Here is a 12,677-nt window from a genome sequence, read left to right on the forward strand (position 1 = left end):
ACCACACCCCTAAGACAGGAACATCGGCATGACGTTGAGCGAAAGCACGGCGGCGCCGGTCGGCGAGGTGGTGCTGGAGGCCGTCGGCCTGACCAAGCATTTCCCCGTCCGCAGGCGGCTGCGTGACCTCTTCTCCGGCACCAAGGCAGCGGTCCACGCGGTGGACGACGTCTCCTTCACCCTGCGACGGGGCAGGGTCACGGCACTGGTCGGCGAGTCCGGCTCCGGCAAGTCCACCGTCGCCCGGCTGCTCGCGCAGCTCTACCCGCGCACCGGCGGCGACATCCTGCTGCACGGCAAGTCGACCACCGTCAAGGGCGGTCGCGGCTTCCGCAGCTATGTCAAGCGCGTGCAGCTCATCTTCCAGGACCCCTTCGGCTCGCTCAACCCCGTGCACACCGTGCGCTACCACCTGACCCGGTCGCTGAAGATCCACGGCAACGCCGGCAAGACCGCCGCCGACCTCGAGGTGGCCCTGGCCAACCTGCTCACCCGGGTCAGCCTCACCCCGCCCGAGCGCTACGTGGACAAGTTCCCGCACGAGCTGTCCGGCGGCCAGCGCCAGCGCGTCGCGATCGCCCGCGCCCTCGGCGCCGACCCGGAGGCCCTGCTCGCCGACGAGCCGGTCTCCATGCTCGACGTGTCGATCCGCCTGGGCATCCTGAACCTGCTGCGGGACCTCAAGGAGCGGCTGAACCTCGCCATCCTGTACATCACGCACGACATCGCCTCGGCGCGCTACTTCGCCGACGAGACGATGGTCATGTACGCCGGCCGCATGGTCGAGGGCGGCGACAGCGAGACCGTCACCCAGAACCCCGCGCACCCCTACACGCGGCTGCTGATCGAGTCCGCGCCCGACCCGGACCGCATCGAGGGCATCGCCGACCCGACGGTCATGGACCGCGGCAACGGCGAGCCGCCGAGCCTGATCCGGCCGCCGGCCGGCTGCCGGTTCAACCCGCGCTGCCCGCACGCCATGCCCCGCTGCAAGGTCGACCTGCCGCCGCGGCTGGAGATCGGCGACCGCGAGGGGCACTGGGCGGCCTGCTGGCTCTACGACGCGGACACCGTCGCCAAGGAGGGCATCGGCTCGGCCGCCGACGGCAGCTCCGCCATCCCCACGCCGCCGGCCCTGACGCTGACGGAGGAGGCACGATGAAGTTCCTGCTGCAACGCTTCGCCTTCTACCTGTTCACGCTGTGGGCGGCGATCACCCTGAACTTCTTCATCCCGCGGGTCATGCCCGGCGACCCGGTCAGCTCCCTGATCTCCAAGAACCAGGGCCGGCTGTCCAGCGACGCGATCCACTCCCTCGAGGTGCTGTTCGGCCTCGACAAGAACCAGAGCCTGTGGGACCAGTACATCAAGTACTGGCAGCAGCTGCTGCACGGCGACCTCGGCCTGTCGTTCACGTTCTTCCCCACGCCGGTGTCGGAGGTGATCAGCCAGAGCCTGCCGTGGACGGTCGGCCTGGTCGGCATCACCACCATCCTCAGCTTCCTCATCGGCACCGCCCTGGGCGTCGGCGCAGGCTGGAAGCGCGGCTCCTGGATCGACAGCCTGCTGCCGGCCACCACGTTCCTGTCGTCGGTGCCGTACTTCTGGCTCGGGCTGGTCGCGATCGCGCTGCTCGCCGGGCCCGGCAGCTGGTTCCCGTCCTCCGGCGGCTTCACCCCCGGCCTGGTGCCGGCCTGGGACGCGTACTTCATCCCCAGCGCGATCAACCACAGCATCCTGCCGGCCGCCACGATCCTCATCTCCTCGATGAGCGGCTGGATCCTCGGCATGCGCAACATGATGGTCACCGTGGCCTCGGAGGACTACATCACCGTCGCGCACGCCAAGGGCCTGTCCGACCGCCGGGTCGCGTTCAGTTACGCCGCCCGCAACGCGCTGCTGCCCAACGTGTCCGGCTTCGCGCTGTCGCTGGGCTTCATCGTCGGCGGCACCCTGCTGGTGGAGATCGTGTTCTCCTACCCGGGTGTCGGCTACCAGCTCTTCCAGGGCGTCCAGGCCTACGACTACCCGCTGATGCAGGGCATCTTCCTGGTCATCACGATCTCGGTGCTGGTGGCCAACCTGCTGGCCGACGTGGCCTACCTGCTGCTCGACCCGCGCACCCGAAAGAGTGGTTGAGATGACCGTCACCCCGTCCAGCATCGAGCAGGTGATCCCGGGCCAGGGTTCGATGGCCCAGCCGAGCGTGAAGCCGGCGTCGAAGGCGAAGCGCAAGCGGCTCCGGTTCGTCTCCAACGGCAAGGCCGCGACCGGCCTCATCGTCCTGGGCATCTACGTGCTCGTCGCGATCATCGGCCCGTGGATCTCCCCGTACGACCCGGACCTGATCACCAGCGACAAGCTGCAGGCCCCGTCCGGGTCGCACTGGTTCGGCACCGACCACCTCGGCAAGGACATCTTCAGCCAGATCCTGGTCGGCGCCCGCGGCGTCGTGCTCGTCGGCGCGATCGCCGGCATCGTCGCCACGATCCTGTCGGTCCTCATCGGCGTCACGTCCGGCTACCTGGGCGGCGCCGCCGACGAGAGCCTCTCGGCGGTGTCCAACGTCTTCCTGGTCATCCCGGCGCTGCCGCTGATCATCATCGTCACCTCGACCATCACCAACGCCGGCGACATCGTCGTGGCACTGGTCATCGGGTGTACGTCCTGGGCGTACGGCGCCCGGGTGCTGCGGGCACAGACCCTGTCGCTGCGGCGGCGCGACTACGTCGAGGCGGCCCGCGCCACCGGCGAGAAGACCTGGCGGATCGTGATCTTCGAGATCCTGCCGAACCTGACCGCGATCATCGCGTCCAGCTTCGTCGGCACCGTCATCTTCGCCGTCATGTCCGAGATCACGCTCGCGTTCATCGGCATCTCGTCGGTCTCCACCTGGAACTGGGGCACCATCCTGTTCTGGGCGCAGGGCCAGCAGGCCCTCGCGCAGGGCGCCTGGTGGTGGTTCGTGCCGGCCGGTCTGGCCATCGCGTTCCTCGGCACCGCGCTCAGCCTGATCAACTTCGGCATCGACGAGTTCGTCAGCCCCCGGCTGCGCACCGCCGGCGCCGGCTCGCGGCGCGCCCCGAACGGCGACAAGGTCACCATGCGGGTCGGCTTCACCCCCGTCATCCGCGGCCGCGCCGACACCACCCCCGAGATCGAGATCAAGCACCCGCGTGCGACCGACGACCCCGACGACGCCGCCGGCGGCGGGCTCGGGTACGTCACGGTCGAGGGGCACAGCACCGGCACCGATGGAGCGAAGCGATGACCCAAGTCCTGACCCGGCCGCTGCTGGAGATCAAGAACCTCGACGTCGACTACGGTCTCGGCGAGGAGTCGGTCAAGGCCGTCCGCGACGTGAGCCTCACCATCCACCGCGGCGAGGTCGTCGGCCTCGCCGGGGAGAGCGGCAGCGGCAAGTCGACCCTCGCCTACGGCGTCACCCGGCTGCTCCCGCCGCCCGGCGTGGTCTCCAACGGCTCGGTCGTCTACCACCCGCCGACCGGCGACCCGTACGACGTGCTCAACCTGTCCAACCAGGAGCTGCGCAAGCACCGGTGGGCGGAGACGTCGATCGTGTTCCAGGGCGCGATGAACTCGCTCAACCCGGTGCACAAGGTGTCCGTCCAGCTCATGGACGCCATCAAGGCGCACGACCCGTCCTCCACCAAGGCGGGGCGGCTGGCGCGGGCCAAGGAACTGCTGCGGCTCGTCGGCATCGCCGAGGACCGGCTCGACGCGTACCCGCACCAGCTCTCCGGCGGCATGCGCCAGCGCGTCATGATCGGCATGGCGCTCGCCCTGGAGCCGCAGCTGGTCATCATGGACGAGCCGACGACCGCCCTCGACGTGGTCATGCAGCGGCAGATCCTGGGCCAGCTGGTCGAGCTGCGCGAGCGGCTCGGCTTCTCGGTCCTGTTCATCACGCACGACCTCTCGCTGCTGGTCGAGTTCTCCGACCGGATTGCGATCATGTACGGCGGGCGGATCGTGGAGGAGGCGCCTTCGGCGGCGATCTACCGCGACCCGAAGCACCCCTACAGTGAGGGGCTGCTGCGGTCGTTCCCGGCGCTGCGCGGCGCACGGCGGGAGCTGACCGGCATCCCCGGCTCGCCGCCGGACCTGCGTGGCATGCCGACCGGCTGCTCGTTCCACCCGCGCTGCCCGAAGGCGTTCGAGCCGTGCCCGACCAAGCTGCCGATCCTGGGCAAGCCCGACGATCACGTCGGTGAGCCCCGCACCGTCGCCTGCTGGCTGCATCCGGTCACCGCCGGTTGAGCCAGCCGCTGGCACAACGTCCCAGTAACTGAAACAGGAGAACCATGGACACGACCGCGACACCCCTCGATGTGCAGAACCCGATCGCCACACTCCCGCCTGCCTTCCGTTGGGGAGTGGCGACCTCGGCCTACCAGATCGAGGGCGCGGTCGACGAGGACGGGCGGACCCGGTCCATCTGGGACACGTTCTGCGAGGTGCCCGACGCCATCGACAAGGGCGACACCGGCGAGGTCGCCTGCGACCACTACCACCGCATGCCGCAGGACGTCGCGCTGATCCGTGACCTCGGCGTCGACCTGTACCGCTTCTCCGTGGCGTGGCCGCGGGTCCAGCCCCGCGGCCGCGGCCCGGTGAACCCGGCCGGGCTCGGCTTCTACGACCGGCTCACCGACGAGCTGCTCGCCAACGGCATCGAGCCGTGGATCACCCTGTACCACTGGGACCTGCCGCAGGAGCTGGAGGACGCCGGCGGCTGGCCCGCCCGCGACACCGCCTACCGCTTCGCGGACTACAGCATGCTGGTCTTCGACGCCCTCAAGGACCGCGTCAAGACCTGGACGACGCTCAACGAGCCGTGGTGCTCGGCGATGCTCGGCTACGCCTACGGCGTGCACGCCCCGGGCCGGCGCGACTTCGCCGCCAGCATGCACGCCGTGCACCACCTCCTGCTCGGCCACGGCCTCGCCACCCAGCGCATGAAGGCGGCGGCCGCCGGGCACCACGAGTTCGGCATCACCCTCAACATGGGCGTCAGCACCCCCGAGACCGACAGCGCCGCCGACCGCGACGCCGCCCGGCGCAGCGACGCCCTCAGCACCCGCATCTACCTCGACCCTCTCGTCCACGGCCGGTACCCGGCGGACCTCGTCGCCGACCTCGCCGCGCAGGGCATCGAGCTGCCCGTCCAGGACGGCGACCTCGAGATCATCAAGACGCCGCTGGACGTCCTCGGCGTCAACTACTACTTCAGCGAGACCGTCTCCGGCGTCGACGAGGACGGCAACACCCACGACGCCGCCGGCCTGCCCGTGAGCCGCCCCATCCCGACCGGCCGCCCGATCACCGCGATGGGCTGGGAGATCGTCCCCGAGGGCTTCACCCAGCTGCTCGTGCGCCTCTGGGAGGACTACCGGCTGCCGATCTTCGTCACCGAGAACGGCTCGGCCTTCTACGACGAGCCCGACGAGACCGGCTTCGTCCGCGACGACGACCGCATCGCCTACTTCGACTCCCACATCGGCGCGGTCGCCCTCGCCCGCCAGCAGGGCGCGGACATCCGCGGCTACTTCGCGTGGTCGCTGATGGACAACTTCGAGTGGGCGTACGGCTACGACAAGCGCTTCGGCATCGTCTACGTCGACTACGACACGCAGGAGCGCACCCCGAAGCAGTCGGCGCTGTGGTACCGCGACACCATCAGGTCCCTGCGCGCCTGACGCTTCGTGCTCAGTCCGGCAGCAGGGGAGTTGTGGGCCCCTGCTGCCGGCCCAGCAGCGACGCGCGGGTCAGCGCCGCCGCGCCGAGCAGGACCACGGGGGTGGCCAGGGCGGCGGCACCGCGGTGCAGCAGGTCGACGGCGAGCTGCCGGCACAGGCGCAGGAGCACGACGATCACGCGGGCGGCAAGGCGGTCGAGGCCGGACGGCCGCTCGAACCGGTCGACGCGCAGGCCGGCGCCTCGCATGACGGCGGCACCGCGGTCCAGAGGGAGCAGTCCGGCGAGCACGCGAGGACCGGCGCGCTGGCCGCGCAGGAGTTCGCGGCCGCCGCCGATACCACGGACCCGGCGGCCGCCGACACCACGGACCCGGCGGCGGCGAGCGCCCAGGCGGAGGTCGCGGCCGGTGATCCGGTCGCGGAGGCTGACCCGCGGGTGCAGGCCGAGGTGGCCGATCCGGTGGTGGCGGCCGACGCGGTGGATGGGGTGCAGGTGGCGGATGCCGCAGACCCCGTCACGAACGCCGCAGACCCCGTCACGAACGCCGCCGACTCCGTCACGAACGCCGCCGACTCCGTCACGAACGCCGCCGATCTGCAGGTCGAGCCGGTCGACCCCGAGAGCCGGGCCGGCGCCGGCGGTGACTGGCAGACGATCGACGAGCAACCCGGCGGTGCGGTGGGCCAGCTCAAGGACGACTCGTGCGTGTCGGCCTGCGGAGAGATGGTGTCCGGGCGTTCCCAGCAGGAGCTGATCGACGCGATCCAGGACCCCGGCAGCTGGGGAGCCGGTATGGCGGACCTCGCCGCGGAACTCGGCGACGACTGGAAAGGCGGGTACGTCGGCGACCACCCGCAAGCGGCCCAGGTGCTCAACACGACCGGGCCGTGGGTCGCGGAGTTCAAGACGTTCGGCGCGAGGCCGCATGCCGTCGTCGTGGACGGCACGGACGCGGAGGGACGGATGATGATCCGTGACCCGTGGGATGGTGGTACCAACTACCGCATGACCGGTGAAGAGTTCAGCCGCGTCTGGAACGGCGTGGCCGTGTACAACCCGACAAGGACGAGGGAGTCCACATGAGTGGCTGGTTCCTGCGCGGTGTCGTCGCCGCCGGAGACGCCGAGTACGAGGCGACGTTCCAGCAGGGCGAGGACCGCAGGATCTACCGGTTCCGGATGGAGGACGTCACGGTCGGTGCCGCGGTCCTGCCGACCCTGCAGGGGCGTGAGTTCGACACCGACTCGTTGCTGGACCGCGACGCCGCGCGGCTCGTGCTGGACGCCGTCGTCGCCGTGCACAAGGCCGGCGCCCAGCCGATCGCCCTCACGGACCGCTCCGGCGTCTGACCGGGCGGCACCGCACCGGTCAGCGGCTGCGGCGCCGCGCCAGCAGGGCTGCCGCGGCGGCGTGCACGGGGCCAAGAACAGCATGCCCGCCCCGGCGAACCCGGCCGCCAGCGGCAGCGTGGGTGATCGCCGTGCCGGCACCGTACAGCGCGCCGCGGAGTCCGGTCAGGCGGCCGGGGCCGGCTCCGTCAGGGGGAGCAGGACCGTGAAGCGGGTGTCGCCGGGGCTGGACGTGACCCTGATGTCGCCGCGGTGCTTCTTCACCACGATGCGGTACGAGATGTCCAGGCCGAGGCCGGTGCCCTCGCCGACGGGTTTGGTGGTGAAGAACGGCTCGAAGATGCGTGGGCGCACGTCGTCGGGGATGCCGGTGCCGGTGTCGGCGAACTCGACCGCGAGGCAGTCGCCGTCCTGGGAGGTGGTGATCGTCAGCGTCCCGGAGCCGTGCATGGCGGCGACCGCGTTGTCGATGAGGTTCGTCCACACCTGGTTGAGCTCGGCGGCGTACGCGGGGATCGGCGGCAGGTCCCGGTCGTAGTTGGTGACGACCCGGACGCCCCGCTTGGAGATCTTCGCGTTGAGCATGATGAGAGTGGCGTCGAGCAGCTCGTGCACGTCGACGACCTGGAACGGTCCGCGGTCCAGCTGCGAGTACTGCTTGGCCGCGCTCACCAGGCCGGAGATGCGGCTCACCGCGTCGTCGATCTCGCCCATGAGCAGCTCGGTCTCGATCGTGTAGACCAGCCAGCGTACGGCGGGCTCCAGGTCGAGCTTGCCGACGCAGAGCTTGACGTCCTCCAGCCACGGCACGTCGACGCCGCCGGCGACGAGCGTCGGGGCGAGGTCCCAGGCGCCGTTGACGCCGCGTTCGTCGAGCCAGTCGCCGATCGCGTCCTCGGCGTCGCTGGCGTCCAGGGCCGTGCGCTTCGGCGCGTTCGCGGCCAGCTTGACCGCGCGCTCCTGCAGCTCGACCAGGCCCTGCAGCTGCTCGCCGCCGAGCCGGCCGTCGGCGATCATCGCCAGCTTGTGTCGCATCCCGGCGATCCGGTCGCGCAGCACGGCGGTGGCCCGCACGGCCGCGGCGGCCGGGTTGTTGAGCTCGTGCGTGAGCCCCGCGGACAGCGCGCCGAGCGCGAGGAGCCGTTCGCGTTCCGCGGCGGCGTTGTTGGTGTTGCGCATGCCGAAGAACAGGCCTTCGAGCAGGTGCATCGCCATCGGGAACCACTGGCGCATGGCGGCGCCCAGTTCGACGGCGGGCAGCTCGTACACCTCGACGTCGGTGATCGCGTGCATCGTGTTGTTGTAGACCTGCGGGACCCGGTCGCCGAGATACGCCTGGGTCGCGCCGCCGTAGACGCCGACCTGGTCGGTGCGGCTGAGCTCGATGTCGTCGCCGTGCACGTTGCGGCTGAGGCTCACCATGCCGGACAGCAGTACGACGAAACAGGTCGCGGCCTCGCCCTCCCGGTAGACGGGCGAGCCGACCGCGTACGGCACGGCCACGCCACGGTCCGCCAGCCACGCCAGCTGCGTGTCGTCGAGGGCCTCGAAGAGGAACAGCTTGCGCAGCTCGTCGACGCCCAGCCGCCGGCTCATTCCGTCACCTCCGCTGCGCTCCAGACCGCTCATTGACCCTCCACCAGGTACCGGTGCACCAATGACACCGCCATCGCGCCCTCGCCGACGGCGGAGGCGACCCTCTTCACCGAGTCTGCGCGCACATCGCCCGCGGCGAACACTCCGGGTACGCTCGACTCCAGGTGATAGGGGTCACGGCCGAGCACGGCGTGCTCGGTGCTCGCCGAGATGTCCAGGCCGGTGAGCACGAAGCCCCGCTCGTCGCGCTGCACGACGCCGTCGAGCCAGTCGGTGCGCGGCTCCGCGCCGATGAAGATGAACAGCCACGAGCTGTCGACGGTGCGTTCCTCGCCGGTGTTCATCGACCGCAGCGTGAGCCGCTCCAGGTGCTCGTCGCCGTCCGCCCCGATGATCTCCGTGCAGGGGTGGACCTCGATCGTCGGTACCGCGGCGATCTGCTCGATCAGGTAGCGCGACATCGACGCGTCCAGGTTGGGGGCGCGGATGACGAGGTGGACGCGGCTGGCGTACCGGCTGAAGAACATCGCCGCCTGCCCGGCGGAGTTCGCCCCGCCGACGATGTACACGTCCTGGTCGGAGCAGCTCGGCGCCTCCGTCGAGGCGGACCCGTAGTACACGCCGCGGCCGTGGAACTGCTCCAGTCCGGGTGCGTGCAGCCGCCGGTACGACACCCCGGTGGCCAGGATGACGCTGTGCGCCGCGATCATCGTGCCGTCCTCGAAGTGCAGCACGCGGGCCGAGCCCTGCACGGCGAGCCGGGTGACCTTGCACGCGGTGAGCAGCTCGGCGCCGAACTTGACCGCCTGGCGGCGGGCCCGGTCGGTGAGCTGCGCGCCGGAGACGCCGTCGGGGAAGCCGAGGTAGTTCTCGATCCGGCTGCTCTGCCCGGCCTGCCCGCCGGTGGCCCGCTCCTCCAGCAGGACCGTGCGCAGGCCCTCGGAGGCGCCGTACACGGCCGCGCCAAGGCCCGCAGGCCCGCCGCCCACGACGACGAGGTCGTAGAAGTCCGACGCCGGCGTGGTGGTCAGCCCGACCTGCACCGCCAGCTCCGCCTCGCTCGGCGCGACCATGGTCTTGCCCTCGGGGGTCACGACCAGCGGCACGTCGGCGCCGGTGAGCCCGGCCGCCACCAGCAGCCGCTGCCCCTCGGCGTCGTCGGTGGTGTACCAGCGGTACGACACCATGTTGCGGGCCAGGAAGTCACGGACCTTGAACGACGGCGCCGACCACCGGTGCCCGACGACCTTCACGTCGACGACGGGCCGGTCCGGCGCGGCCTTCCACGCCTCCAGCATGGCGTCCATCACCGGGTACAGCTTCTCCTCCGGCGGGTGCCACGGCTTGAGCAGGTAGTGATCGAGGTCGACGACGTTGATCGCCTGGATGGCGGCGTCGGTGTCCGCGTACGCGGTCAGCAGCACCCGGCGGGCCCGCGGGAACAGGTCCATCGCGTGCTCGAGGAACTGCAGCCCGGTCATGTTCGGCATGCGGTAGTCGGCAAGCAGCACCGCGACCTGCTCGCCGCGCAACTTCAGCTCCTTGAGCGCGTCGAGGGCCTCCTGACCGGAGTCGGCGCGGATGATGCGGTACTCCTCCGCATACTGCTTGCGGAGGTCACGGGCAACCGCCCGGGACACCGCCGGGTCGTCGTCCACGGTCAAGATCGCTGGCTTGGCCATGGACCTAATCCAACCACGCATTTCGGCGTTCAACGAATACTGCCCATCGAGGGTGAGCCGACCGCCGCTGCGGCGGCCGCCGACCGGATACGGTGTGCTCCGTGAGCAACCCGTGTGAGCACCTCGACCTCATCAACGACGTCCAGCCCAGCGCCGAGGGCTGCGAGGAGTGCCTCGCCTCCGGTGGCCGCTGGGTGCACCTGCGGCTCTGTCTGACCTGCGGGCACGTCGGCTGCTGCGACTCCTCGCCCGCCAAGCACGCGACCGCGCACTACCACGGCGCCGGCCACCCCCTCGTCCAGTCGTTCGAGCCGGGGGAGGAGTGGGTCTGGTGCTACGCCGACGACGCGCTGCTCAAGGTCGACGGCCTGCCGGAGCGCTCCCACCCCTGAGGCCCTTTTTTGCCGTGACGGTGGCGGTGCCGGCACCGGCCCGCTGTCATGGGGGCAGCTGGACATCTGGCTGAAGATGACGGCCCTCGGCCAGGACCTCGCGATGGGTGGCGCGCACCCGCTGCCCACCGGCACCACCCTGGGTGATGTCGAGGGTGAGCTGCGGTACCTGATGAGCCGCTACGACACGATGCGCACCCGGCTCGTGCCCCGCGGCGACGGCCCGCCGTGGCAGGTCGTGTGCAGCCGCGGCGAGATCGACCTGGAGGTCGCCGACGCCGGCGGCTCCGACCCGGCCGAGGTCGCCGCGCAGGTCGCCGGGCAGGTCGAGGCCCGGTACCGCGCGACGCCGTTCGACCACGTCCACGAGTGGCCCGTCCGCATGGCCGTCGTCCACGCCGGCGGCGAGTGCCGCTTCGCCGTGCTCGTCATGTCCCACCTCGTGCTCGACGGCGCCGCCGCGGTGCTGATGATGGCCGAGACCGACGCCCGCACCACCACCCCGGTGCAGGGCCATCCCCCGGCTCGAACAGGCCCGCCGTCGGTCGCTGCCCGCCGGCGCGCCCGGCAGAACGCCGCCGCGCTGCGGCACTGGGACACCCACCTGCGGTCCGTGCCAGGCTTCACCGTCCCACCGTCCCGCCGTCCCGCCGTCCCGCCGTCCCGCCGTCCGCGCCACTGGACCGGCATCCTGCACTCCACGGCGCTGCCGGTGGCCCTGCGCGAGGTCGCCTGCGCGTAGGCGCCGAGCCCGTCCCGGCGCTGCTCGCCGCGTTCGCCGTCGCCTTCGCCCAGATCACCGGCATCACCGTCGTGCCCCTGCGCCTCGTGTCGAGCAACCGCTTCCGGGCAGGCCTCGCCGGCGTGATCTGCCCCGTCTCCCAGGCCGGCCTCTGCGTCATCGACACCTCCGGCGACTTCGCCACCGTCCTGCGCCGCACCCAGGGCGCCGCGCTGGCCGCGTACAAGCACGCCTCCTGCAACCGGCTCGACCTCACCCGGGTGATCGCCGGTGTGGTCGCCGACCGCGGCCCGCAGTTCGACCTCGACGTCAGCCTCAACGACCGCCGTCTGGGCGGCTCCCTGCAGGACGTGCCCCGCACGGAGCGCACCACGTTCGCCTGGACCGCCACCCAGGACGCGCCGTCCTCCGCGCTGTTGCTCAACGTCGACGGCTCCGACGAAGCGGTGGCGATCACCATGTACCTGGACAGTCACTTCCTCGCGCCCGCCGGCGGCGAAGCCCTGCTGTGGACGATGGAGTCGACCGCCGTCGCGGCAGCAGCCACCGCCGCCGCCATCGAGCCCGCAGTCGCCGCGGAGTCCGCAGCCGCCATGACGCCTGGTGCCGCCATGACGCCTGGTGCCGTCGCGGTGCCAGCGACCGAACCCGCTGGCAATTCCGCTGTCAGCACGGTCACCGCGGCCAGCTAGCCGGCGCGGTTTCGGTGCCCGCGAACGTTGCTGACACCTGCCGCTTCCATTGCGGATTCCCGCAGGCGCGTCCCTTTCGCCGCCGCACCGACCGGGGCATGCACCGGAGTTGGGCAGTTCGCCGACATTCCTGCGCGAGCGACCGCTACGGCGCCCACCACCGTGTCGCGGGCTGGCGTGCTCGACGGCATGACCGCAGCGCCTGCGGCATGGTCCCAGCGATGGTTCGACGGCGCCCGCGTGGCTGGGCGGCCGCTGCTGCCCTGCGCTGGGTCCTCTCGCCGCGGTCGCCGCCATCGCCGGCGGTCGTGATCACCGCTATGCCCCTGGCGACGTCACGCCAGCCGCCACCACAGGTATCCCCGCGCTCACCGTTGTCCCTGAGCCGCTGGCCGCTAGCCGATGACCGGCCGCTAGCCGATGACCGGCCGCTAGCCGATGACCGGCCGCTAGCCGATGACCGGCCGCTAGCCGATGACCGGCCGCTAGCCGATGACCGGCCG

At 71.2% G+C, this 12,677-nt stretch carries 13 protein-coding genes; 10 read left to right on the forward strand and 3 right to left on the reverse strand.

From position 1 onward, the window contains the following. Positions 1–28 precede the first annotated feature (28 nt). The 5 genes from AB0H83_RS21135 to AB0H83_RS21155 are packed head-to-tail and all read left to right on the forward strand — an operon-like array spanning position 29 to position 5,720. Positions 29–1,162: an ABC transporter ATP-binding protein gene (locus tag AB0H83_RS21135; protein ID WP_360096318.1), complete on the forward strand. Its 1,134-nt coding sequence runs from the start codon at positions 29–31 to the stop codon at positions 1,160–1,162. Next, on the forward strand, positions 1,159–2,139 hold the full coding sequence (locus AB0H83_RS21140) for an ABC transporter permease (protein ID WP_360096321.1): 981 nt from the start codon (positions 1,159–1,161) through the stop codon (positions 2,137–2,139). The genes AB0H83_RS21135 and AB0H83_RS21140 overlap by 4 nt, the downstream gene beginning before the upstream one ends. 1 nt (position 2,140) lies before the next feature. After that, complete coding sequence (locus AB0H83_RS21145) at positions 2,141–3,271, forward strand: ABC transporter permease (RefSeq protein ID WP_360096324.1); 1,131 nt, start codon at positions 2,141–2,143, stop codon at positions 3,269–3,271. Positions 3,272–3,279: 8 nt separating this feature from the next. Then, the gene (locus AB0H83_RS21150) at positions 3,280–4,281 is read left to right on the forward strand and encodes an ABC transporter ATP-binding protein (protein ID WP_360096381.1); all 1,002 of its coding nucleotides are present in this window, start codon (positions 3,280–3,282) and stop codon (positions 4,279–4,281) included. A gap of 44 nt (positions 4,282–4,325) precedes the next feature. Continuing rightward, on the forward strand, positions 4,326–5,720 hold the full coding sequence (locus AB0H83_RS21155; RefSeq protein ID WP_360096327.1) for a GH1 family beta-glucosidase: 1,395 nt from the start codon (positions 4,326–4,328) through the stop codon (positions 5,718–5,720). A gap of 10 nt (positions 5,721–5,730) precedes the next feature. Here AB0H83_RS21155 and AB0H83_RS21160 read toward each other — a convergent pair whose 3' ends face one another. After that, on the reverse strand, positions 5,731–5,889 hold the full coding sequence (locus AB0H83_RS21160; protein WP_360096330.1) for a hypothetical protein: 159 nt from the start codon (positions 5,887–5,889) through the stop codon (positions 5,731–5,733). Here AB0H83_RS21160 and AB0H83_RS21165 point away from each other — a divergent pair. Both AB0H83_RS21165 and AB0H83_RS21170 read left to right on the forward strand, forming a co-directional pair. After that, positions 5,845–6,804 carry a papain-like cysteine protease family protein gene (locus AB0H83_RS21165; RefSeq protein WP_360096333.1) on the forward strand — a complete coding sequence of 320 codons (960 nt, stop codon included), beginning with the start codon at positions 5,845–5,847 and terminating at the stop codon, positions 6,802–6,804. The two genes, AB0H83_RS21160 and AB0H83_RS21165, sit on opposite strands and share 45 nt — an antisense overlap. Continuing rightward, positions 6,801–7,070: a hypothetical protein gene (locus AB0H83_RS21170; RefSeq protein ID WP_360096336.1), complete on the forward strand. Its 270-nt coding sequence runs from the start codon at positions 6,801–6,803 to the stop codon at positions 7,068–7,070. Before AB0H83_RS21165 ends, AB0H83_RS21170 begins: the two co-directional genes overlap by 4 nt. Before the next feature lie 165 nt (positions 7,071–7,235). Here the strand turns inward: AB0H83_RS21170 and AB0H83_RS21175 are convergent, their stop codons facing one another. Further along, positions 7,236–8,666, reverse strand: coding sequence for an ATP-binding protein (locus AB0H83_RS21175; RefSeq protein WP_360096339.1), 1,431 nt, complete (start codon positions 8,664–8,666; stop codon positions 7,236–7,238). Between the two features lie 29 nt (positions 8,667–8,695). Continuing rightward, positions 8,696–10,348, reverse strand: a complete 1,653-nt coding sequence (locus AB0H83_RS21180; protein ID WP_360096342.1) for an FAD-dependent oxidoreductase — start codon at positions 10,346–10,348, stop codon at positions 8,696–8,698. Between the two features lie 101 nt (positions 10,349–10,449). On the opposite strand from AB0H83_RS21180, the gene AB0H83_RS21185 reads away from it, so the two are divergent. From AB0H83_RS21185 to AB0H83_RS21195, 3 genes are all read left to right on the forward strand, one after another. Beyond that, positions 10,450–10,740: a UBP-type zinc finger domain-containing protein gene (locus AB0H83_RS21185; RefSeq protein ID WP_360096345.1), complete on the forward strand. Its 291-nt coding sequence runs from the start codon at positions 10,450–10,452 to the stop codon at positions 10,738–10,740. A 76-nt stretch (positions 10,741–10,816) separates the two neighbouring features. Further along, the gene (locus AB0H83_RS21190; RefSeq protein ID WP_360096348.1) at positions 10,817–11,482 is read left to right on the forward strand and encodes a condensation domain-containing protein; all 666 of its coding nucleotides are present in this window, start codon (positions 10,817–10,819) and stop codon (positions 11,480–11,482) included. Between the two features lie 71 nt (positions 11,483–11,553). Next, the gene (locus AB0H83_RS21195) at positions 11,554–12,174 is read left to right on the forward strand and encodes a hypothetical protein (RefSeq protein WP_360096351.1); all 621 of its coding nucleotides are present in this window, start codon (positions 11,554–11,556) and stop codon (positions 12,172–12,174) included. Positions 12,175–12,677: the final 503 nt, after the last annotated feature.

The sequence above is a fragment of the Dactylosporangium sp. NPDC050688 genome (assembly GCF_040654515.1).
Taxonomy (GTDB): Bacteria; Actinomycetota; Actinomycetes; order Mycobacteriales; family Micromonosporaceae; genus Dactylosporangium.